This is a genomic window from Amycolatopsis sp. NPDC045836, from assembly GCF_056431745.1.
The window spans coordinates 265,502-287,292 of the sequence record NZ_JBWKKF010000008.1 but is presented as its reverse complement, the minus strand read 5'-3'; the positions used below and the strand labels follow the sequence as shown (position 1 = coordinate 287,292).

17 protein-coding genes, 2 tRNA genes and 1 pseudogene are annotated in these 21,791 nt (G+C 71.2%); 4 read left to right on the top strand and 16 right to left on the bottom strand.

The features are described from left to right. Nucleotides 1-174: 174 nt before the first annotated feature. Nucleotides 175-1,656: a M1 family metallopeptidase gene (locus tag AC07EG_RS17920; protein WP_478254216.1), complete on the bottom strand. Its 1,482-nt coding sequence runs from the start codon at nucleotides 1,654-1,656 to the stop codon at nucleotides 175-177. A 193-nt stretch (nucleotides 1,657-1,849) separates the two neighbouring features. On the opposite strand from AC07EG_RS17920, the gene AC07EG_RS17915 reads away from it, so the two are divergent. Further along, on the top strand, nucleotides 1,850-2,764 hold the full coding sequence (locus AC07EG_RS17915; RefSeq protein WP_478254215.1) for a lysostaphin resistance A-like protein: 915 nt from the start codon (nucleotides 1,850-1,852) through the stop codon (nucleotides 2,762-2,764). A 157-nt stretch (nucleotides 2,765-2,921) separates the two neighbouring features. Here AC07EG_RS17915 and AC07EG_RS17910 read toward each other — a convergent pair whose 3' ends face one another. The 7 genes and pseudogenes from AC07EG_RS17910 to gltX all read right to left on the bottom strand — a co-directional run bounded on the left by AC07EG_RS17910 (nucleotide 2,922) and on the right by gltX (nucleotide 6,692). Next, nucleotides 2,922-3,062, bottom strand: coding sequence for a hypothetical protein (locus tag AC07EG_RS17910; protein WP_478254214.1), 141 nt, complete (start codon nucleotides 3,060-3,062; stop codon nucleotides 2,922-2,924). Further along, a complete protein-coding gene (locus AC07EG_RS17905) occupies nucleotides 3,032-3,451 on the bottom strand; it encodes a serine hydrolase domain-containing protein (protein WP_478254213.1) in 420 nt (139 codons plus the stop codon). The genes AC07EG_RS17910 and AC07EG_RS17905 overlap by 31 nt, the downstream gene beginning before the upstream one ends. Nucleotides 3,452-3,551: 100 nt before the next feature. Next, a pseudogene (locus AC07EG_RS17900) lies at nucleotides 3,552-3,620 on the bottom strand (hypothetical protein); the annotation flags it as partial. Between the two features lie 427 nt (nucleotides 3,621-4,047). Continuing rightward, a tRNA-Glu gene (locus AC07EG_RS17895) sits at nucleotides 4,048-4,120 on the bottom strand. 60 nt (nucleotides 4,121-4,180) lie between these two features. Further along, nucleotides 4,181-4,252: transfer RNA gene (locus AC07EG_RS17890), tRNA-Gln, on the bottom strand. Between the two features lie 92 nt (nucleotides 4,253-4,344). Further along, nucleotides 4,345-5,124, bottom strand: a complete 780-nt coding sequence (locus AC07EG_RS17885) for an HAD family hydrolase (protein ID WP_478254212.1) — start codon at nucleotides 5,122-5,124, stop codon at nucleotides 4,345-4,347. Nucleotides 5,125-5,204: 80 nt separating this feature from the next. After that, entirely contained in the window at nucleotides 5,205-6,692 is a 1,488-nt protein-coding gene (gene gltX, locus AC07EG_RS17880; protein WP_478254211.1) for a glutamate--tRNA ligase, read from the bottom strand. Between the two features lie 98 nt (nucleotides 6,693-6,790). On the opposite strand from gltX, the gene AC07EG_RS17875 reads away from it, so the two are divergent. After that, nucleotides 6,791-8,041 (top strand): FAD-dependent oxidoreductase, encoded by a 1,251-nt coding sequence (locus tag AC07EG_RS17875; RefSeq protein ID WP_478254210.1) that lies wholly within the window; start codon nucleotides 6,791-6,793, stop codon nucleotides 8,039-8,041. Between the two features lie 27 nt (nucleotides 8,042-8,068). On the opposite strand, the gene AC07EG_RS17870 is transcribed toward AC07EG_RS17875, so the two are convergent. From AC07EG_RS17870 to AC07EG_RS17845, 6 genes are all read right to left on the bottom strand, one after another. Next, nucleotides 8,069-8,842: a fumarylacetoacetate hydrolase family protein gene (locus AC07EG_RS17870; RefSeq protein ID WP_478254209.1), complete on the bottom strand. Its 774-nt coding sequence runs from the start codon at nucleotides 8,840-8,842 to the stop codon at nucleotides 8,069-8,071. 10 nt (nucleotides 8,843-8,852) lie between these two features. After that, complete coding sequence (cimA, locus tag AC07EG_RS17865; RefSeq protein ID WP_478254208.1) at nucleotides 8,853-10,460, bottom strand: citramalate synthase; 1,608 nt, start codon at nucleotides 10,458-10,460, stop codon at nucleotides 8,853-8,855. A 247-nt stretch (nucleotides 10,461-10,707) separates the two neighbouring features. After that, complete coding sequence (locus AC07EG_RS17860) at nucleotides 10,708-11,745, bottom strand: 3-isopropylmalate dehydrogenase (protein ID WP_478254207.1); 1,038 nt, start codon at nucleotides 11,743-11,745, stop codon at nucleotides 10,708-10,710. Between the two features lie 267 nt (nucleotides 11,746-12,012). Beyond that, complete coding sequence (locus AC07EG_RS17855) at nucleotides 12,013-15,351, bottom strand: S8 family serine peptidase (RefSeq protein ID WP_478254206.1); 3,339 nt, start codon at nucleotides 15,349-15,351, stop codon at nucleotides 12,013-12,015. 311 nt (nucleotides 15,352-15,662) lie between these two features. Continuing rightward, entirely contained in the window at nucleotides 15,663-17,261 is a 1,599-nt protein-coding gene (gene serA, locus AC07EG_RS17850) for a phosphoglycerate dehydrogenase (protein WP_478254205.1), read from the bottom strand. A gap of 167 nt (nucleotides 17,262-17,428) precedes the next feature. Continuing rightward, nucleotides 17,429-17,995, bottom strand: a complete 567-nt coding sequence (locus AC07EG_RS17845) for a TetR/AcrR family transcriptional regulator (RefSeq protein WP_478254204.1) — start codon at nucleotides 17,993-17,995, stop codon at nucleotides 17,429-17,431. Between the two features lie 164 nt (nucleotides 17,996-18,159). Between AC07EG_RS17845 and AC07EG_RS17840 the strand changes: the two genes are divergently transcribed. Continuing rightward, a complete protein-coding gene (locus AC07EG_RS17840) occupies nucleotides 18,160-18,981 on the top strand; it encodes a TIGR03620 family F420-dependent LLM class oxidoreductase (protein ID WP_478254203.1) in 822 nt (273 codons plus the stop codon). Between the two features lie 134 nt (nucleotides 18,982-19,115). Next, nucleotides 19,116-20,438 (top strand): ankyrin repeat domain-containing protein, encoded by a 1,323-nt coding sequence (locus AC07EG_RS17835; protein WP_478254202.1) that lies wholly within the window; start codon nucleotides 19,116-19,118, stop codon nucleotides 20,436-20,438. 6 nt (nucleotides 20,439-20,444) lie between these two features. Here AC07EG_RS17835 and AC07EG_RS17830 read toward each other — a convergent pair whose 3' ends face one another. Continuing rightward, complete coding sequence (locus AC07EG_RS17830; RefSeq protein WP_478254201.1) at nucleotides 20,445-20,672, bottom strand: DUF397 domain-containing protein; 228 nt, start codon at nucleotides 20,670-20,672, stop codon at nucleotides 20,445-20,447. Between the two features lie 65 nt (nucleotides 20,673-20,737). Beyond that, entirely contained in the window at nucleotides 20,738-21,751 is a 1,014-nt protein-coding gene (gene ilvC, locus AC07EG_RS17825; protein WP_478254200.1) for a ketol-acid reductoisomerase, read from the bottom strand. Nucleotides 21,752-21,791: the final 40 nt, after the last annotated feature.

Genomic DNA, 21,791 nt, shown 5'->3' with positions numbered 1-21,791 from the left:
ATCGGCCCACCACGGAAGCGCCCGAGCTGTCAGGGAAGTGCCCCAGCGCCGAACAGTTGCCGGGTACGACCGTCCAGCCGGACCCGGCCGTGCCCGCATCGGCGAACCTCGGCCGCGATCGGGCGGTTCGACGACCTGGTCGAGCCCCCTCGCGTGGGGTGAGCGGCTGGGGGCTCAGTGCGGGTGCGCGGCGAGGTGTTCGTGCGCGTGGGCCATCTCGTCCATCACCGGCAGGTGGCGGGCCGTGGTGACCACGGTGCCGTTCGGCCCGGTCGCGGGCTTGACCGGCTCGGCCAGCCAGGTGGTGAACAGGGCGTCGAGCTGACGGCCGGCGAGCAGTTCGGCGAACTGGATGAACTCCGGCGTCGTGGCGTGCCCGCCGCGGTGCTTCGTGTGGTAGCCCTCCAGGATCCGGAAGAACGTGTCGTCGCCGACCTCGGTGCGCAGGGCGTGCAACGCCATCGCGCCGCGCTCGTAGACCGCGCTGTCGAACAACCGCGTACCCGGCCACAGCTTCAGCCGCCAGAACGCGTGCTCCGCCGGGTACTTCGCGTAGAAGGCGTCAGCCAGTTCGGCCGCGGTGGCGCTGCCGCGGTGTTCCGACCACAGCCACTCGCCGTAGGTGGCGAAGCCTTCGTTGAGCCACATGTTGGACCAGTCGGCGAGCGCGACCGAATCGCCGAACCACTGGTGGGCCAGTTCGTGGGCGACCACCCAGGTGCCGTCCTTCCCCGGCTCGAACACGGTGCCGTACACCGGGGTGGTCTGGTTCTCGATGGCCGAGTTCCAGCCGGTGGTGGCCACCCCGCCGAGCGAGCTGAACGGGTACGGGCCGAACTTCGAGGCGAGGAAGCCGGTGATCTCCGGGGTGCGCTCGATGGCCGCCTTGGCCGTGGGCAGCACCTCGCGCAGCGACTCGTCGTAGGCGGTGTAGTACGGCAGGTCCCCGGCCACGCCCTGGTTCAACTCGTACTTGCCGAGCGCGATGAACGGCAGGTAGCTGACCATCGGTTCCTCGGCGCGCCAGCTCCACTTGCTCCAGCCGGGCACCGGGTTGGAGCGGGCGGTCAGCACCCCGTTGGACAACGCGGTGGTCCCGGCGGGCACGGTCGCCGAAACGCTGTAGGTGGCCTTGTCCGAGGGGTGGTCGTTGGCCGGGTACCAGACCTCGGAGCTGCGGGGCTGGCCGAACGACACGCCGCCGGTTTCGGTGCGGTGCCAGACCTGGATGTTGTCCACCAGCACCTGCGACGGGATGTCGGCGTAGTCGACGACCACGTGCAGCGGCTGCCCCTCGGCCACCGGCGCGCTCGGCGTCACGATCAGCTCGGTCCTGTCCTGGGCGTCGACCCGGAAGCCCGCCGGCTGACCGCCCACCCGCACCGAGTTGACCTTGAGTGCGAAGTCCAGGTTGAACTGCGAAAGGTCCTGCGTGGCCACCGCGTGGATGGCGGTCTGCCCGGACAGTTCGTCCGTGGCGGGCTGGTAGTGCAGGTTGATGTCGTAGTGCTGGACGTCGTACCCGCCGTTGCCCGCCCGCGGGTAGATCGGGTCACCGACCCCCGGCGCACCGGGCGCCGGCTCCGCGATCGCCGGTGCCGCCCCCGCCAGCCCCAGCAGGACGACGGCCGCACCCGCACGCATGCGCTTGCGCATGTTCTTCCCTCCAGAAGGTCCCGAATGCGGCGACGGTAACCGGCCGCCCGGACCCGCTCCCACGGTTTCACCCAGGCCCGAAACACCCTGTCGGCTGCCCGCAGGCAGGCGGGTAGTCGATCGACCGCTTCCGCCGTGCCGGGTCCTACGAAGTGATGACGCGATCCCGCGCCAGGTCGACGATCCTTCTCCGGTGACGAATCGGACTCGCACCCGTCCCGGTGCCGCCAGGGTGATCCTCGTCGGCGGGCTCGTGGTTTTCGTGGCCGCGCCCGCTCTGCTGCTGGTGACCGGGCACGACGCGATCAAGCCGTCCACGGACTCGGACCGGCGGCTTTCCCTCTGGGGCGCGGCGCTCCCCGCGCTGGCGGGCCTCGCGCTGGTCCGCGTGCTCCCGCCCCGTGCGCCGGCGTTGCTCCCCGGTGTGGACGACCGGCGCGTCCTGAGCCGTCAGGCGACGGCCCTGGCGCTCGTCGCTTTCCTGTGGCCACTGACGCTTTTCGCCGTCGCCGCCGTGGGTGATCTGGCGCAGTCGATCCGCGACCTCTGGGGCCTCACGAAACCGCTGGTGTACCTGGTGGTGCCGCTGGTGCTCGTGAAGGTGCTGCGCCCACGGGAAGAACCGGACCCGTTCCGGCTGCGGTCCACTTGGTGGCCGCGGGAGGGCTGGCGTTGGCTCGCCCCGATCCCGGCGGTACTGGTGTTCGGCTGGCTCCACGTGCTGGGCCCGTTCTCCTCGGCTCTCCCCAGCGCCGCCGACTACCCGGACCCGGTCTACCTCCTCGTCGTCGCGACGCTGACGTTCTTCACCGCCAACGTGCTCGAAGAGGTCTTCTTCCGCGGAATGCTGCAAACCCGGCTGGAGGCGCTTTTCGGTCGCTGGGCGGGAATCCTGCTGACGGCGCTGCTGTTCGCCTGGCTGCACCTGCCGACCCACGGCCAGGCGGGATCACCCTGGGCGGGACTCCCGCTGACGCTGGGCGCGATCCTCGCCTTCCAGGGCGTGCACGGGTTGTTCCTCGGCTACCTGTGGTCGCGCTACCGCAACCTCTGGGCCCAGGTCGCCGTGCACAGCGCCGTCAACACCCTCCCGCTGCTGCTGATGTGAGGTCAACCGGCACCATCGAGCGCAGCGGCCACGCCACCGCGGGCGAAGGCGTGTGTTCCATCCGGTCGACCAGGTCCGCGACGAGGATGCCGCGGTTCGCCTGGTGGCGGACCCCCGCTTCCGATGCCGTCCGCGAGCACGGCGCCGCCCCGAACGCTCAGTCCGTGGGGCCCGTCTGCCCGTCGGCGAACACCGCCTTGATGAGCCCCTCCAGGGCCTTGGCGAACACGCTCGCCGGGTCGACCTCACCGGTGGTCGGCGTGGCGGTCAGGGTCTGGGCCCGAGGTCCGGCACCCACAGGCCCGAACCGAGGTTGAACCTGCCCTCCGGCGCCAGCATTTCGGTCAGCAGCGGAGCGGGCAGCAACTCAGCGCCCAGCAGCGCGCGGATGAAGGTGGCCAGGTCCTTGGCGGTGGAGATCAGGTCACCGGCCCCGGCCAGCTCCGGTGCGGTGGCCGCCACCACGGTGCCCGAGAGCCCGAGCGGTCCCAGGATCCGCTGCTGCGCCTGCTCGGCGTAGGAGGCGCCGGTGAGCTTTTCGATCAGCAGCAGGGCCAGGGTGTAGTTGGTGTTGGCGTAGCTCTGATCGGTGCCCGGCTCGAACAGCGCCGGCTCGGCCAGCGCGTAGCGCACCAGCTCCTCGGGCCGGTGGGTGTGGAAGCGGTGGTCCACCCACGCCTTGCCCATCGAGGGCAGCCCCCATCTCGAACGTGCCGTCGGGGCCGAGGTCGCCGGTGTGGTTGGCCGGCCCGCTGGTGTGCTGCAGCAGCATCCGCACCGTGATCCGCGCGTCCAGCCCGAGCTCGGGCAGGTGGGTGGCCACCGGGCTGTCCAGCTCGAGACGGCCCTCGGCCACCAGCTGCAGCACCAGGGTCGCGGTGAAGGTCTTCAGCACGCCGCCTGCCCGTCCACGGGCGGCTCGGCGTCCTGGCCCAGCCCACGCACCCCGGTCCGGCCGGCCCAGTCACCCCCGCTCGTCGTGCACCCGCACCTCCGCCCCCGCCAGCCCCGCACCGGCGAACGCCTGCACGGCCTGCTGCAACTCCGGACGGTCCTGCGCGGGTGTCGATCTCCTGCATCGCGCTCTCCTGAAGGTTTCGGCCGGAAACCCCCGCTGACGAAGGCTCCGGTGCGATCGGTGCCCCGATCACGGAAACCACATTCGCCTGCCGCCCGGACACCGGACCGCCACCGCCCTGACGCACCCCTGACACGGCGCCACCAGAAGAACCAACAAAAAACCAGCCCGTCACCTCGAAAGGTGACGGGCTGGATCTGAAACGTACCCCCGATGGGATTCGAACCCACGCTACCGGCGTGAGAGGCCGGCGTCCTAGGCCGCTAGACGACGGGGGCCAGGAACTTCTTCTCTTGTTGCGAGAGAGAACTTACCAGACCGGTTTTTCCCTCTTGCAGCTGGGGTACCAGGACTCGAACCTAGACTAACTGAACCAGAATCAGTCGTGCTGCCAATTACACCATACCCCATTGGGGTGCGTTTCCGATCTTGACCGGCTCCGCACCGCCGGGAAGAAATATAGACCACGGCTCCCGGCGGCCCGCACGCGGGGGCCAGCCACTCACCTCGGGGCGGGCACGCCGACCCTGGCGAACTCGCAAACCAGCAGTTCAGGGAGCTCCGCCAGACCCTCGACGACGTGCACCCCGCGGGGGACCTCGGCGCCGGAGGCCGAGCGGTCGAGCCAGACCGCACCCAGGCCGGCGCCGGCCGCGCCGAGGGCGTCGGTGTCCAGTTTGTCGCCGACGTGGACGGCCTCACCGGGGTCGCAGCCCAGTGCCAGGCAGACTGTGTGAAACATCACCGGATCGGGTTTGGCGACGCCCATCTCGCCGGCGATGGCGATGTGGTCGAAGAACCGGGCGAGGCCGAGGTCGGCCAACTTCGTGCGCTGGTGCGCGCCCGAGGCGTTGGTCACCGCGGCGAGGTGCACCCCGGCCGCCCGCAGCCACTCCAGGCACGGCAGCACGTCGTCGAACAGCCGCCAGGAGCGCCGCAGCAGCTCCAGCCGCCGCCGTTCGAACGAGGCGGCCTCCTCCACGCACACCGGCCGCCCGACCTCGGCGAGGAAGCTCTGCGTGCGCGTGCGGTGCATCGCCGCGTAGTCGAGGTCACCGGCGACCACCATGGCGACGTGCCGATCGGTCACCGACTCCCACAGCGGCCAGAGGTCGTCGCGGCCGAGCACGGCGGCCAGCGCGCCGCTGCTGGACGCGGTGAAGTCGACCAGGGTGTCGTCGATGTCCAGGCAGACCAGGCGCAGGGCCGGGGCCGCCCAGGGGTCAGCCGGTGAAGCCGGGGTCGTCCGCCGCTGTCTCGGGGGCGCGAGAGCAAATTCCACCCAGAGAGGCTAGGGGTAGCCACGGCTTCACCGATTCGACCAACGAGGTGAACTAAGAAAAAACTGACACGGTCAAGCAGTTACAGCCCGGCACCTTCGAGCGCGCGCCGCAACCGTCCGAGGGAGACCTCACGGCCGAGCAGCTCCATCGATTCGTACAGCGGCGGGGAAACCGTACGACCGGTAATCCCCACGCGAACCGGTGCGAAAGCCTTGCGGGGCTTGAGACCCAGCTTCTCCACGAGTGCGTCCTTCAACGCCTCCTCGATGGCCGGAGTCTCCCAGGTGGACAGTCCCTCGAGCGCCTCGATAGCGGCCCGTAGTACGGGTTCGGCGTCCGGGCCGAGCACCTTGGTGGCCGCGGCCTCCTCCGGCGCGAATTCCTCTTCGGACACAAAGAGGAAACGAACCATGTCCACAGTGTCCGAGAGCACGGTCACCCGCTCCTGCACCAGCGGCGCGATGGTGCGCAGCCGGATCAGCTCGCTTTCGGACGGTTCCGGCGAAAGCACGTTCGCCGCCCGCAGGTACGGCACCACGCGCGCGGTGAAGTCGTCCACGTCGAGCGCCCGCACGTGCGTGCCGTTGATCGCCTCGGCCTTCTTCAGGTCGAACCGCGCCGGGTTCGCGCTGACCTTGCCGATCTCGAACGCCTCGACCAGTTCGGCCACGCTGAAGATGTCCCGGTCGTCGGCGATGGACCAGCCGAGCAGGGCCAGGTAGTTGAGCAGGCCCTCCGGGATGAACCCGCGGTCGCGGTAGTTGAACAGGTTCGACGAGGGGTCGCGTTTGGACAGTTTTTTGCTGCCCTCCCCCATCACGTACGGGAGGTGCCCGAACTCGGGGGTCCGCTCGGCCACGCCGATGCGCTCCAGCGCCGCGTACAGCGCGATCTGGCGCGGCGTCGACGGCAGCAGGTCCTCCCCGCGCAGCACGTGCGTGATCTTCATCAGCGCGTCGTCGACCGGGTTGGTCAGCGTGTACAGCGGCTCGCCGTTGTTGCGCACCAGCACCGGGTCGGGGATGGTGCCCGCCGGGAAGCTGATCTCGCCGCGCACCAGGTCGGTCCAGCCGAGGTCGCGCTCGGGCATGCGCAGCCGCAGCACCGGCTTGCGGCCCTCGGCGCGGAACGCCTCGCGCTGCTCGCCGGTCAGGTCGCGGTCGAAGTTGTCGTAGCCGAGCTTCGGGTCCTGACCGGCCGCCTTGCGCCGCTGCTCGACCTCCTCGTTGGTCGAGAACGCCTCGTACAGCTCACCGGCTTCGAGCAGCTTCGCCGCCACGTCGGCGTAGATCTCCCGCCGCAGGCTCTGCCGGTACGGGCCGTGCTCGCCGCCGACCTCGGGCCCCTCGTCCCAGTCCAGCCCCAGCCAGCGCAGCCCGTCGAGCAGCGCTTCGTAGGACTCCTCGGAGTCGCGGGCGGCGTCGGTGTCCTCGATGCGGAACACCAGCTTGCCGCCGTGGTGCCGGGCGAAGGCCCAGTTGAACAGCGCCGTCCTGATCAACCCCACGTGCGGGGTGCCGGTGGGCGACGGGCAGAAGCGGGCGCGTACAGGCGTGGTCTCAGTCATAGCCCGACCAGCGTATCCAGTGCCCGAAGCCTTGACGCACCGGTGGTCCCGGGTGCATGCTCGATTTATTCAACAGGTGATGAAAAGAGGTGGTGGTGATGACCGAGCGCACGACCTGCGCGGTCATCGGCGGCGGCCCGGCGGGCATGGTGCTGGGACTGCTGCTGGCCAGGGCCGGCGTCGAGGTGACCGTGCTGGAGAAGCACGCCGACTTCCTGCGTGACTTCCGCGGGGACACGGTGCACCCGTCGACCCTGCAACTGCTCGACGAACTGGGGCTCGGCGAGCGCTTCCACGCCCTGCCGCACAGCGAGATCCGCCAGATCGGCTTCCCGGTGGGCCGCGACCGGATGCTCACCTTCGCCGACCTGTCGCGGCTGAACGCCCGCTACCCGTACATCGCGATGGTGCCGCAGTGGGACTTCCTCGACCTGCTCGCCGACGCCGGTCGCGACGAACCGGCGTTCGACCTGCGGATGAACACCGAGGTCACCGGGCTGATCGCCGAGGGCGACCGCGTCGACGGGGTCCGCTACCGCACCGCCGACGGCACCACCGGCGAACTCCGCGCCGACCTGACCGTGGCCGCCGACGGCCGCTGGTCACTGGCGCGGCGGCAGGCGGGCTTGCGGCCGAAGGAGTTCGGCGTGCCGTTCGACGCCTGGTGGTTCCGGCTGCCGCGGCACGACGGCGAGCGCGGGGACACCATCAGCCCGCAGATGCGCAACCGGAAGTTCGCCGCGGCACTGCCCCGCGAGGGTTACTTCCAGGTCGCCTACCTGGCGCCGAAGGGTTCGGACGGGGACGTGCGGCAGGCGGGCATCGAGCGGTTCCGGGCCGACGTCGCCGACGTCTACCCGGACTTCACCGACCGGCTCGGCGCGCTGCGGACGATGGACGACGTCAAGTTCCTCGACGTGAAGCTGAACCGGCTGCACCGCTGGCACACCGACGGCCTGCTGTGCATCGGTGACGCCGCGCACGCGATGTCACCGATCGGCGGTGTCGGCATCAACCTGGCCGTGCAGGACGCGGTGGCCACCGCGGAACTGCTGGCCGGCTCGCTGCGCCGGGGCAGGCCGGGGCCGAAGGAGCTGGCCGGGGTGCGGCGCCGGCGCTGGCTGCCGACCGTGGCGGTGCAGCTGCTGCAGCGGCTGCTGCACCGCGCGGTGATGCGGCCGGTGATGGAGGGCCGCCGCGACGGGCCGCCGAAGCCGGTGATCGCGCTGCTCAGCCGGTTCCCGGCGCTGTCGGTGGTCCCGGCCTACCTGATCGGGATCGGCCTGCGGCCCGAGCACGCTCCGGGGTTCGCCCGCCGACAAGACAGGGGCGCGCAGCGCCACCGTTGAGGGTGGTGGTGGGCCGGCGGGCGGGAGTCAGCCCTGGACCACGGGGTTCGTGAGCGTGCCGATGCCCTCGACGGTGATCGACACCTGCTGCCCGTCGGTGATCGGGCCGACGCCCTCCGGGGTGCCGGTGAGGATCACGTCGCCGGGCAGCAGCGTCATCACCGAGGAGACGAACTCCACCAGCTCCGGGATCTTGTGGACCAGGTCCGCGGTGCTGCCGTCCTGCTTGAGCTGACCGTCCACCTCGGACTTCAGCGCCAGGTTGCCCGGTTCGGGCAGCTTGGTCTCGATCCACGGGCCGAGCGGGCAGAAGGTGTCGTAGCCCTTGGCGCGACCCCACTGCCCGTCGGCCTTCTGCAGGTCGCGGGCGCTGACGTCGTTGGCCACGGTGTAGCCGAGCACCACGCTCGCCGCGCGGGCGGCGGGCACGTTCTTGACCGGCTGGCCGATCACCACCGCCAGCTCGCCCTCGAAGTCCACCCGGCCGGCCCCCGGTGGCAGCTTGATCGCCGCGTTCGGGCCGATCACGCTGGTGGACGGCTTGAGGAAGAGCATCGGCGCCTGCGGCACCTCGTTGCCGAACTCGGCGGCGTGCTTGGCGTAGTTGCGGCCGACGGCGATGATCTTGGACGGCAGGATCGGCGCGAGCAGCCGCACGTCGGCCAGCGGCCAGCGCTTGCCGGTGAAGTTCGGGTCGCCGAACGGGTGCTCGGCGATCTCCCGGACCTGGGCGTCCTCACCATCCCCCTCGATCGAAGCGAAGGCGACACCACCGGGATGAGCGATTCGGGCTAGGCGCACGACCCCGATCCTACGTGGTCCGGCGCAGGCTCTTGTGGACCAGGGCGTCGCACAGCGCGAGCCAGCTGGCTTCGACGATGTTGCCGTGCACCCCGACCGTGGTCCACTCCCGCTCGCCGTCGCTGGTCTCCACCAGCACCCTGGTCACCGCGTCGGTGCCGGGGTGCCCGGGCAGGATGCGCACCTTGTAGTCGGCCAGCTCGACGCTGTCCAACCAGGACAGGTGCGGGGTGAGCGCCTCGCGCAGGGCGGCGTCGAGCGCGTGCACCGGGCCGTTGCCCTCGGCGGTGGCGATCACCCGCTGCCCGCCGACGTGCACCTTCACCGTGGCCTCCGAGACGATCTCGCCGTCCGCGCGGTGGTCCAGCACCACGCGGTAGGACTCCAGCACGAACGGCGGATCGGCGAGGTCCTCCCCCGCCTCCCGGCGCAGCAGCAGTTCCAGTGAGGCGTCGGCGGCTTCGAAGGACCAGCCCAGCGCCTCCAGCCGCTTCACCTCGCGCACCGCGCTGGTCAGCGCTTCGGGCCGGCCGGCAAGGTCGACCCCCAACTCACGTCCCTTGAGTTCGAGGCTGGCCCTGCCGGCCATCTCGGTGACCAGGACCCGCATGTCGTTGCCGACGGAAGGGGGATCGATGTGGTTGTACAACAACGGATCCACCTTGATCGCGCTCGCGTGCAGCCCCGCCTTGTGGGCGAAGGCCGAAGCTCCCACGTACGCCTGGTGGGCGTGGGGGGCGATGTTCGCGATTTCGGCAAGGGCATGGGAGACGCGGGTCAGCTCGGCGGCGTTCCCGGTGGGGAGCACCTCCATGCCGAGCTTGGCCACCAGGTTCCCCGTCACGGCGAACAGGTCGGCGTTGCCGGCCCGTTCCCCGTAACCGTTGGCGGTGCACTGGACGTGCGTCGCGCCGGCCTGCACGGCGGCGATGCTGTTCGCCACCGCGCAGGAAGTGTCGTCCTGGCAGTGGATGCCGAGGCGGAAACCGGTGCGGTCCCCGACTTCGCGCACGGTTTCGGCGAGGCCGAGCGGCAACTGGCCGCCGTTGGTGTCGCAGAGCACCACCACGTCGGCGCCGGCCCCGGCCGCGGCGTCGGCCACCCGCAGCGCGGTGTCCTCGCTGAACGCGTAACCGTCGAAGAAGTGCTCCAGGTCGACGAAAACGCGGCGGCCTTCGCGCACCAGGAAGGCGACCGTGTCGCGGACCATCTCGCACGCCTCGGCGACTTCGACCTTGAGCGCGCGTTCGATGTGCCGCAGATCCGACTTGGCGACCAGGGTCACCACGGGTGCCTGCGCGTCGAGCAGCGCCCGCACCTGGGGGTCCTTTTCCGCGGTGGCACCGGCTTTCCGCGTGGCGCCGAAGGCGACCAGCACCGCGTGCTTGAGGCTGAGTTCGGCCGCCGCCTTGGCGAAGAACTCGGTGTCCTTCGGCAGCGCTCCCGGCCAGCCGCCTTCGATGAAACCCACCCCGAGTTCGTCCAGCAGCCGCGCCACGGCGAGCTTGTCGGTCACCGAATACGAAATTCCTTCACGCTGAGCACCGTCGCGGAGGGTGGTGTCGTAGAGGTGGAACTCGTCGCCCAGCGCGGTTCCGGCCGGTTCGGTGCGACTCACGGGATCTCCTCGGATCGTGGTGGGGTGAAAGGCCCCAGAACAGCAAAAAACCTCCCGCAGGAAAATGCGAGAGGTCGCGCGCCGGGTGTTCGCGAGAACAGCTACCCGGCGCGCCTGCCGATAATGATGGCGGAAGAAGTCACGGCGCCGATAGTGCCACAGCTCCCACCGGGGTTCCAGTACGCGAGCGAAATCTCCCACATACTGGAACCCACCGAACCCGCCGAACCCACCGAACCCGCCGAGGTCAGCCGGTGCGGGTGTTCGAGGAGACGAGGGCGGCCAGGCGGTCGCCGATGGCGTGCGTGGAGCCGGGGTTGGCCTGGTCGCGGGTGGCCAGGTCGAAGGCCACCGAAGCCTCGATCCGGCGCGCCGGCTCCTTCTGGCCGAGGTGGTCCAGCAGCAGCGCGACCGAGAGCACCGCGGCGGTCGGGTCGGCCAGCGCCTGCCCGGCGATGTCCGGCGCGCTGCCGTGCACCGGCTCGAACATGCTCGGGTTGCGGCGGGTGATGTCCAGGTTGCCGCTGGCCGCCAGGCCGATGCCACCGGTGACCGCGGCGGACAGGTCGGTGATGATGTCGCCGAACAGGTTGTCGGTGACGATCACGTCGAACCGGCCGGGGTCGGTGACCATGTGGATGGTCGCGGCGTCCACGTGCGAGTAGGCCACGGTGACGTCGGGGTGCTCCAGCGAGACCTCCTCGACCACGCGCGACCACAGCGAACCGGCGTGCTCCAGCACGTTGGTCTTGTGCAGCAGGGTCAGGTGCTTGCGCGGGCGCTGCTCGGCGCGGTCGAAGGCGTCGGAGACGACCCGCCGGATGCCGAACGCGGTGTTCACGCTGACCTCGGTGGCGATCTCGTGCTCGGTGTCCTTGCGCAGCAGGCCGCCGTTGCCCGCGTACGGGCCCTCGGTGCCCTCGCGGACCACCACCATGTCGATCTCGGCCGAATCGGCCAGCGGACCGCGCACCCCGGGGTAGAGCCGGGCCGGGCGCAGGTTGACGTGGTGGTCCAGCTCGAACCGCAGGCGCAGCAGCAGGCCGCGCTCGAGGATGCCGCTGGGCACCGTCGGGTCGCCGACCGCGCCGAGCAGGATCGCGTCGTGCTGGCGCAGTTCGCCGAGCACCGACTCGGGGAGCAGCTCGCCGGTGGAGTGCCACCGCGCGGCGCCGAGGTCGTAGTTGGTGGTCTCCGCGTTCGGCGCGACCTCACCCAGCACCTTCAGCGCCTCGGTGACCACCTCGGGCCCGATCCCGTCACCTGGGATCACAGCGAGCCGCATCCACACACCTCCGTCGATCTGGGTCCGGCGTCCCGGATGGCCCATCCGCACAAAACTCCAGCGACGGCAGGTTACCGGCTGCCGACATTCGGCCGAAGCCGCACCACCCTTACGTCTGATCCTCCCGCGTGGTGAGACACCCGGAAGTGTCGTCCGCTACTCCGTTAGGAACAAGTCTCACTTTTTCACACGGTCGGTTGAGCGGTGCGGTGAACCCGAACGGCGCCCGGGAGCCGTGGCTCCCGGGCGCCGGATCCACGAGATGGCTCAGCTGGCGTCGACCGTGTTGTTGACGTTCAGCTGCACCACATTGGCCCGGTTGCCCGACGCGTTGTGGTGGTTGAGCGCGAGCAGCCCGAGCACGGTGTCCCCGGCCGCCGCGTCGGCGTCGCGGTTGACCACCAGCGCGGTGCCCGGGCGCGCCAGGTAGGACAGCGCGGCGTCCCCGCCGCCCTGCACCCAGTACCCCGGCGAAACCGCGTCGAACGACAGCGGGGTGTCGATGCTGTCGATCACGCCGCTGCCCGGCGCCGTGTAGTACCCGGCGACCCCGACCGTGTAGGCGATCCGGTGCGAGTCCGCGTTCGGGTCGATGCCGAGTGCGGCCAGGCGCACCGGCAGCACCGCGACGTCGGTGTCGAACACGTTGGTGTCCACGTCACCCAGGTGCCCGTTGAGCGGCTGCAGGTCCACCGACGGGAAGCCCGGCTTGTTCAGGTCCACCGTGTTGACCAGGAGCACGTCGCTCGAGGTCGCCTTGGTCACGTAGGACTCGAAGTCCGGCTGCCCGTCGCCGTTGGTGTCGATGTCGACGAACGGGATGGTGTTGCTGCCGATGTTGGCCCAGTTGCTCCAGGTGGCGATGCCGAAGGCGAGCAGCGCCTCCTCGGGAGCGCCCTGCTGCTTGGCCAGCGGCGCGGTGGAGGCCGCGCCGACGTACTTCAGGTCGCCGCCCTTCGCGGTGCCGTTGATCGTGCACTGCGTCGGCTGGTCGTCGCACTCGGGCAGCTGCGGGGACTGCGCCTGCAGCTCGAACACGCTCACCAGCGACCGGTACGCCTGCGAACCCGAACCCTGGCTGACCCCGCGGCCACCGAGGTTGACCACCGCCTGCTGCTGTCCGGCGGCGAAGCCGACCTGCGCCGGGGTGGTGATCGCGGCGACCGGCTTCGGCGCCGCGTGGACCGGGACCCGCAGGCCGACGGTCGCGCCGTTCTTCGGCGTGAACGCCACCCGGCCGGAGGCGTCGGCGAGGAACTGGCGCGCCAGGCCGGCCTGCGTGGCCTGCATGGTCGGGTCCATCACCTTGCGCAGCGCCTTGGGGTCGTCGATCTTCAGCGTCACGGTGACCGTGGCGATGCCGCGCGGGCTGAGCTTCACGCTGTTCTTGTTCAGCTCGTACCGGACGCCGGGCATCTGCGTGACGCCCTGGTAGGCGACGGCGTATTCGACCGGCTTGACGCCCTTGTTGACCACCTTGATGGTCTTGGTCAGGCTCACCGGACCGGCGGCCTCGACGGTGCCGAACGAAGCGCTCACCACGCCGGGGTTGTCCTGCACGTAGGCGAGGACCTGGTTGTCCAGCGCGGACTTCGCGTTGATCCGGCCGGCGCCGACCCGCTGCGGGCCGAACACCTTGCCGCCCTCGGAGACGTCGCTGCCGGCGGTGTTGATCACCGCGGCCTTGACCTCCTCGACCGACCAGTCCGGGTGGGCCTGGCGGAGCAGCGCGGCGACCCCGGAGGTGTGCGGGGCGGCCATCGAGGTACCCGACATCACCGTGCGGCCGTTGCCGCTGCCGCTGAACGCCGAGGAGATGCTGTCACCGGGCGCGGCGACGTCCGGCTTGACCGCCGGACCGCGGCCCCCGCGCGAGGTGAACGAGCTCGGGGTGTCCACAATGGACTGGTCGAAGGTCTGCAGCGCGGACCGGCCGGCCCCGGACAGGCGCACCTGCAGCGCACCGGCGTCCAGCGCCGGGCGCACCGCGGCGGTGGCCGAACCGGTCAGCTGGAACATCGGCACGGCGGCGTTGCCGGCGATGCCCGCGGCGAAGTTCTCCAGCGAGGAGGACAGCAGCACGCCGGTGGCCCCCGCCGCCTGCGCGTTGTTCGCCCTGGCCGCCGAACCGCACGGGCGGGTGGCGTCGTTGTCGTCCCACTCCAGCCAGGCGATCTTGCCCTGCACGGCGGCCTTGTCGGCGGCCGAGTAGGGCGCGCAGCCCGCCGCGTTGGCCGCGGAGAGCTTGACCACCTGGCCGGTCACGTCGAGCGTGTCGTAGCCGGCGTAGTCCTGGCTGAACTGGCCCGGCTTCTGCCCGGCCGAACCCGCCGGGGCGAGCACGTCGACGGCGTCGCGCAGGACCGAGGCGTCCCGCGTGCTGGCCACGGTCAGCGCCTCGGGCGTGTTGCCCGGCGAACCGCCGACGTCGTTGAGGTCACCGCCGTTGCCCGCGGAGAACACCGGCAGCACGCCGTTCGCGGCGAGCTTGCGCACGAACAGCGAATCGGGGTCGTCCGGCGCGCCGAAGTCGCTGCCCAGCGAGAGGTTCACCAGGTCGAGCTTGTCGGTCGGGTCGCCGTCGCGGTCGGGGTCCAGCGCCCAGTCCAGCGCCTCGCTGACCACGTTGGTGGAACCGTGGCAGCCGAACACCTTGATCGCGTACAGCAGGGACTTCGGCGCGGTGCCGGGCCCGATGCGCATCTGCGCGACGGTCTCCGGGGTCAGCTTCGAGTAGTCACCGGTGAAGGTGCTGCCGTCGGCGTTCACGCCGAACCCGCCGGTGGTGCCGGCCACGTGCGTGCCGTGCGAACCGCAGGAGATCGGGTTGGGGTCGGGCTTGGGGATGGTGATGTCGCCTTCGCCGCCCGAGTCGTACTCGTCGCCGACGAGGTCGACCCCGCCGACCACCTTGGCGGTCGGGAAGAACGACGGCGCGATCTGCGTCGGGTCGATCGCGTCGTAGGCCTCCTTCGTGCCGGGGCCGCCGAAGTCCGCGTGGGTGTAGTCGATGCCGTCGTCGATGATGCCGACGCGGACGCCGTCGCCGTAGCGGCCGGTCTGCTGCCACGCGTTGAGGACCTGGGTCAGCTGCACCGCACTGGTGTTGGTGCGCTTCTTCGGCACCACCGTGCGGACCGAGACCACGTCGTCGCGGTGCGCCAGTTCGCGGATCTTCGCCGCGTCGGCCGTCACCACCGCGCCGGGCACCGCGGTCGAGGTTTCCGCGAGCAGTTCGGTGCCCGCGTCGGCGCTGGTCAGCTGGCCGACCACGGAGTCGACGGCGGCTTCGGTCTCGGCCTTGGCCGCCTTCGCCGCCCGCTTGGCCTGCTCCTTGCCCGCGCCCTTGCTCTGCTCGGCGTGGAACGCGTCGACCGCGGGCCGCTTCGCCAGTTCGACGAACGCGGTCACCTTGCCCTGCGCGGTGCCGAGGCGGGGTTCGACCTTGCCGGCGAAACCGGCGGCACCGGATTGCGGCAGCGCGTCGGCGAGCGGGACGTCCTGGGCCGAAGCCGCCGGGACCCCGGTGAATCCGGCCGCCAGCACGGCGGAGAGCACCGCGATCGACGACCGCGCGGCCCATCTGGGTACGCGAGTGTTTGACATGACTGGATGCCCTCACCCGAGGCTCACCTGAGAACCTGCCCGGGCTCGAACACCCCCGACGGTGCGCTCCCGGCGTGCGTGCCGTGCCCTCGACGGCGCGCGGTTCAGCCTCGCGGGTGGAAATTTAGTCGCAGAATGCACCTACTTTGGTAGGCCATTCGAGTGAGCGCCACCCGGCCGGATGAGGGGCGCCCGGGCCGACCTGCGAGGACGGCGGTAACCGGGCGCCTGCGTTACGCATTCGAAATGACGGGAGGAAGCAACTCGGTGGGTGCGCGGAACCGTGAAGAGGTTCCGCGCACCCACCGGGATCAGCCGAAGGAAATGGCGCGGATGGTGCTCGCCTGCACCACGGTGCCGATCGGCTCCAGCACGTGCTGGTCGACCGCGCGGTCCACGCGCAGCAGCATCACCGCGTCGGTGCGGTCGGTGGTCTGGCTGATCTGCGCGGCCTCGATGTTGATGCCCGCTTCGCCGAGCAGGGTGCCGACCCGGCCCATGATGCCCGGGCGGTCCGGGTACTCCAGCAGCAGCAGGTTGCCTTCGGCACGCAGGTCGAACGACCGGCCGTTCACCTCGACCAGCTTCTCCACCTCGTCCTTGCCGGTGAGCGCCCCGGAAACGGACAGCGTGCTGCCGTCGGCGTGCACCGCGCGCACGGTGACCAGGCTGCGGTGGTTGGGGCTCTCCGGCTCCTTGGTCAGCTCGACCCGGACGCCGAGCTCCTCGGCCAGCCGCGGCGCGTTGACGAAGGTGACCGGGTCGCGCACCACACCGGAGAACACCCCGCGCTCGGCGGCCAGCGGCAGGATGCTGACGTCCTCGTCGGCCAGCTCACCGCGCACGTGCACGGTCAGCGTGGTCGGCGCCTTCGGGTCCAGCGAAGCCAGCACGGTGCCGAGCTTCTGGGTCAGGCTCAGGTACGGCCGGACCTCCTCGCCCACCGGGCCGCCCGCCGAGACGTTCACCGCGTCCGGCACGAAGTCGCCGCGCAGCGCCAGCAGCACCGAGCGCGCCACGTCGGTGCCCGCGCGGTCCTGCGCCTCCGCGGTCGACGCGCCGAGGTGCGGGGTGACCACCACGTTGGGCAGGCCGAACAGCGGGCTGGAGGTGGTCGGCTCGGTGACGAAGACGTCGACACCGGCCCCGCCCACGTGACCCTCCCGGATGGCCGCGGCGAGCGCTTCCTCGTCGACCAGGCCACCGCGGGCGGCGTTCACCACGATCACGCCCGGCTTGGTCTTCTTCAGCGCCTCGGCGCCGATCAGGCCCTTGGTCTCCGGGGTCTTCGGCAGGTGGATGGAGAACGCGTCGGCCCGCGCCAGCAGCTCGTCCAGTTCGACCAGTTCGATGCCCAGCTGCGCGGCGCGCGCGGCCGAGACGTAGGGGTCGTAGGCGATCAGCGTGGTGCCGAAGGCGGCGAGGCGCTGGGCGAACAGCTGGCCGATCTTGCCGAGGCCGACCACGCCGATGGTCTTGCCGTTCAGCTCGACCCCCGAGTAGGAGCTGCGCTTCCACTCCCCGCCCTGCAGGCTCTGGTTGGCCGCGGGCACCCGGCGGGCCACGGCGAGCAGCAGCGCGACCGCGTGTTCGGCGGCCGAGACGATGTTCGACGTCGGCGCGTTGACCACCAGCACCCCGCGCTCGGTGGCGGCGGGCACCTCGACGTTGTCCAGGCCCACCCCGGCGCGCGCGACCACCTTCAGCCGGGTGGTGGCGGCGAGCACCTCGGCGTCGACCTTGGTGGCGGACCGCACCAGCAGCGCGTCGGCCCCCCGCACCGCCTCGAGCAGCGCCTGCCGGTCGGTGCCGTCCACATGCTGGACGTCGACCTCGTCGCCGAACACGCTCAGCACGGACGGCGCGAGCTTTTCCGCGATGAGTACGACGGGTTTGCCTGGCGTGGTCACGATGGGGCTCCCAATATTCGGAATCGGCAGAAAGTGCTTGAGTGGCAACGCTTTTCCCCGCGGTCAGCCGATCCGTGCCAGTAAGCCGCTCGCGCTCCACCTCCGCTGACCGGCCACGACGGCGTGCCCGGACCAGGCGCAGTTTAGCCCGCGGAAGACCCGTCTCGTTAACTGGGACGCAACCCGGAAAAAACAAGTTCGAGCAACCCGGGCACGCTCGCCGCCCCCGCCGGATCGTGCTGCGACGCCCAGGCTACCCCGTGGACCAGCAGGAACACGTCCTTCGTTGCGACGTCTTCGCGGAGTTCGCCCGCCGCCCGCGCCCGCGTGGCCAACCGCTCGCCGATTCCCCGCATGACGTGGCAGGACTCGTGCAACTCGGACTTTTCGTCGCTCAACGCCGTCGCCAGCGTTTCGATCAGCCCGCGGAAACCGGTCGACAGGGTGGCGAGTTCACGCAGCCAGCGGAACAGGGCTTCACCCGGCTCGTCGTGGCCGAGCAGTTCGCGGCCCAGTTCCGCCTGCCGGTCGAACTGCTCGCGCAGCAACGCCTCCAGCAACGCGGTGCGCGTGGCGAAGTGCCGGTACAGCGTGCCGATGCCGACCCCGGCGGCTCTCGCGACGTCCTCCAGCGACGCGTCGACACCGTGGCGGGCGAACGCCGCGCCCGCTTCGGCGAGCAGCCGGTCGTAGTTGCGGCGGGCGTCGGCGCGCCGGGGTTTGGCGGAGGTCATCGCTGCCGGAGCATAGTCGCTGGCGTTACGGAGGCCACCTCCGTATAGTCGGCCCGGACAACCGGAGGCAGCCTCACGTTAGGGCGTTCATGGAACTGATCGGACAAACCAGAGCCGCGGTGGAACACCGGGAAACTCGCGCTCGCGCGGTGGGAGGCCGGTCGATGAGCGTGGGCATCTGGACCTTCGCCTTCGACGCGCAGCCCGTCGGCGAGGTCGTCGAGTCGGCGCAGGAGATCGAGGAACTGGGGTTCGAATCGCTCTGGTTCGGCGAGTTCGCCGGGCGGGAAGCCTTCACCCAGGCCGGTTTGCTGCTCGCGGCCACCCGGCGGCTCACCGTCGCGACCGGCGTCGCGCGCTTCGGGCAGCGGACCCCCTCGGCCGCGGCCGCCGCCCGGCGCACGCTCGCCGAGGCCCATCCGGGGCGGTTCGTGCTCGGCCTCGGCGGGCACCGGCCCGGCGACCATCCACTTCGGAGCATCACCGACTACCTCGACGGCATGGACGCCGCGGAACCGACCTTCCCGGCGGGCTCGTCCCGCCGGGTGCTGGCCGCGCTCGGCCCGCGGATGCTGGAGCTGGCCGCCTCGCGCACCGACGGCGCGCACCCGTACTTCGTGCCGCCGGAGCACACCGTGCTCGCTCGCGAAGCCTTGGGACCCAAGGGTTTCCTGGCGGTCGAGCAGACCGTGGTGCTCGACCCGGACCCGGCCGCGGCCCGCCGGGCGGCCCGCGAGTTCGTCGGCCAGTACGTCGGGCTGGCCGCCCACCACCGGGCGAACCTGCGGCGCCTCGGCTTCACCGACGACGACTTCGGCCAGGTCAGCGACCGGCTCGTGACGGCGATCGTGGCGTTCGGCGGGGAGCAGGCGGTGCACGACCGCATCCGCGCCCAGCTCGACGCCGGGGCCGATCACGTCTGCGTGCAGGTGATCGGCGACCGGCCCCCGCGGGCGCAGTGGCGGGCGCTGGCGGAGCTGGTGTAGCGTCGGCCGGGCGCGGCCGGGGCCGCGTCCCCGTCCGCGGGCAGGGCCGAGCCCACCCCGAAGCTCCACCCCACGCCACCAGTGCTTTCTTCCTGCCCGGTACGGCGGACGACGGGCGCGGGGAAGGAAGTGCCGTGCACCTCGAACAGTTGCGCAAGCGCGCGAAGGACCTGCTGCGGGCGTACCGCGCGGGCGATCCGGCCGCCGTCGGACGACTCGCCACCCGCGGACCGGCGAAACTGGCCGACGCCCAGCACGCCATCGCCCGTGAGCAGGGCTTCCCCAGCTGGCCGAGACTGAAGTCCTATGTGGACAGGTCGGCCCGGCTCGGGCCCGCGCTGCGGCACGCCTACCACCCGGATCCGGAGTACTACACCGGTCGCGCGCTCGGCCTGCTCGAGTCGGCGAAGGACGGCACCCCCGCCGCGGTGGCCGCCTTCGCCGCCCGAGAGGCACCGTTGACCAGGGCGGGCGCGCGGGCGGTGGTGGCGGGCGAGCACGGGTTCGACAGCTGGGCGGCACTGCTGCGGCACGTGCGCGACCTCGATGAACCGTTCACGCGGGCGTACCGGGCGATCGAAGCGCGGGACGTGCCGGAGTTGTCTGCTTCGTTGCAGCGCTCCCCCGGTCTGGTCGGCGCGCAGGGCACCAACGGCAACGACCTGCTCGGCATGGCCACCGCCACCGGCGACGAACGCCTGGTGCGGGTGCTGCTCGACGCCGGTGCCGACGTCGGCCACGCCAACGCGCACGGCTGGACCGCGCTGCACCAGGCCGGCTACGCCGGGTCACCCGGGCTGGCGCGCCTGCTGCTGGACGCGGGGGCGTCGGCGGAGGTGTCCGCCCGTGGCGACGGCGGCAGCCCCCTGGTCGTCGCGTTGTTCTGGGGGCACACGGCGACGGCCGGGGTGCTGGCGGCGCATTCGGTGTGGCCGCGCAACCTGCGGGTGGCCGCCGGTCTCGGGCGGCTGGACCTGACCGGCCCGGACCCCGGTGCGCACCGGGAGTTCTACCGGCCGCACAGCGGTTTCCCGGCCTGGCAGCCGTCACCGGCCCGGGCCGAGGTCCTGGACGAAGCGCTGAGCTGGGCCGCCCGCAACGACCAGGCCGACGCCATCACCGCCCTGGTGTCCGCCGGTGCCCGCCTCGACGCCGAGGTCTACCGCGGCACCGCCCTCGCCTGGGCCGCCGCCGGTGGGCGGGTCCGGGCCGTCCGCCGCCTGCTCGACCTCGGCGCCGACCCGGACCACCGGGGCACCTTCGGCGGCCACGACCACGGCGACGGCGTCACCGCCCTGCACCTCGCCGCCCAGCACGGCCACACCGGCGTCATCACCCTGCTCCTGACCGCCGGCGCCGACCCCGCCCTCCGGGACCACCGCCACCACGGCGACGCCCTCAGCTGGGCGGAATTCGGCGGGCACACCGCCGCTGCCGCCCTGTTGCGCCCGCGGTGACCGGGGTCAGAGGTCGTCCGGGCGGTCCAGTTGGTGGTCGAGGGCGCCCGCCTTGAAGGCCGCCCACTCCGAGGGGGTGAACACGAGCACCTTCTCGCCGCCCGCCTTCCGCAGGGCGATGTAGGTGACCCCGTCGGTGTGCGGCACGAACGCCACCTCCCCCTCCGGCCCCGCCTGCCGCCACTGCGCGGCCGACAGATCGAGCTGGTGCCGGATGTGTGCCTTGTCGTCCATGCACACACGGTAGCGGCCCCGGTCCGGCGCGCTCACGCCGAACCGGGGCCGCGCACCAGCGGGGCTCAGGCCGTCTCGGTGATCGGCCGGTCCACCCACGACATCAGATCGCGCAGCTTCTTGCCGGTCTCCTCGATCGGGTGCTCGGCGCCCTTCTTCTCCAGCTCGGTGAACTTCGGCCGCCCGGCCTCGTCCTCGGCCACCCACTCGCGGGCGAAGGTGCCGTCCTGGATCTCGCCGAGGATCTTCTTCATCTCCTCCTTGACCGCCGGCGTGATCACGCGCGGGCCACGGGTGAGGTCGCCGTACTCGGCGGTGTCGGACACCGAGTAGCGCTGGCGGGCGATGCCGCCCTCGTACATCAGGTCCACGATCAGCTTCAGCTCGTGCAGCACCTCGAAGTAGGCGATCTCCGGCGCGTAACCCGCCTCGGTGAGCACCTCGAAACCGGTCTGCACCAGCGCCGACGCCCCACCGCAGAGCACCGCCTGCTCACCGAACAGGTCGGTCTCGGTCTCCTCGGTGAAGGTGGTCTTGATGACCCCGGCGCGGGCCCCGCCGATGGCCGCGGCGTAGGACAGGGCGAGCGCCTCGGCGCCACCGGTGGCGTCCTGCTCCACCGCGATCAGGCAGGGCACGCCCTTGCCGTCGACGAACTGGCGGCGCACCAGGTGCCCCGGCCCCTTCGGCGCGACCATGCCCACGTCCACCCCGGCGGGCGGCTTGATCAGGTCGTACCGGATGTTGAAGCCGTGGCCGAAGAAGATCGCGTCGCCGTCGGTCAGGTTCGGCTCGATGTCCTCGGTGTAGATGAAGCGCTGCTTGGTGTCCGGCGCCAGGATCATGATCAGGTCGGCTTCCTTCGAAGCCTCCGCCGGGGTGAGCACCTTGAGGCCCTGCTCCTCGGCCTTCGCCCGGGACTTGGATCCCTCGGGCAGGCCGATCCGGACGTCGACGCCGGAGTCGCGCAGGCTCAGCGCGTGCGCGTGCCCCTGGCTGCCGTAGCCGATCACGGCGACCTTGCGACCCTGGATGATGCTGAGGTCGGCGTCGTCGTCGTAGAAGATTTCCACTGCCATGAGGGTTACTGCTTCCTTCCGAGTTGAAACTGCGGCGCGC

Coding starts and splice junctions, on each gene's coding strand:
- AC07EG_RS17920 (WP_478254216.1), bottom strand. CDS start 1,656: ATGCGCAAGCGCATGCGTGCGGGTGCGGCCGTCGTCCTGCTGGGGCTG.
- AC07EG_RS17905 (WP_478254213.1), bottom strand. CDS start 3,451: ATGGGCAAGGCGTGGGTGGACCACCGCTTCCACACCCACCGGCCCGAG.
- gltX (WP_478254211.1), bottom strand. CDS start 6,692: ATGACTGAGACCACGCCTGTACGCGCCCGCTTCTGCCCGTCGCCCACC.
- AC07EG_RS17875 (WP_478254210.1), top strand. CDS start 6,791: ATGACCGAGCGCACGACCTGCGCGGTCATCGGCGGCGGCCCGGCGGGC.
- AC07EG_RS17860 (WP_478254207.1), bottom strand. CDS start 11,745: ATGCGGCTCGCTGTGATCCCAGGTGACGGGATCGGGCCCGAGGTGGTC.
- AC07EG_RS17855 (WP_478254206.1), bottom strand. CDS start 15,351: ATGTCAAACACTCGCGTACCCAGATGGGCCGCGCGGTCGTCGATCGCG.
- AC07EG_RS17845 (WP_478254204.1), bottom strand. CDS start 17,995: ATGACCTCCGCCAAACCCCGGCGCGCCGACGCCCGCCGCAACTACGAC.
- AC07EG_RS17840 (WP_478254203.1), top strand. CDS start 18,160: ATGAGCGTGGGCATCTGGACCTTCGCCTTCGACGCGCAGCCCGTCGGC.
- AC07EG_RS17830 (WP_478254201.1), bottom strand. CDS start 20,672: ATGGACGACAAGGCACACATCCGGCACCAGCTCGATCTGTCGGCCGCG.
- ilvC (WP_478254200.1), bottom strand. CDS start 21,751: ATGGCAGTGGAAATCTTCTACGACGACGACGCCGACCTCAGCATCATC.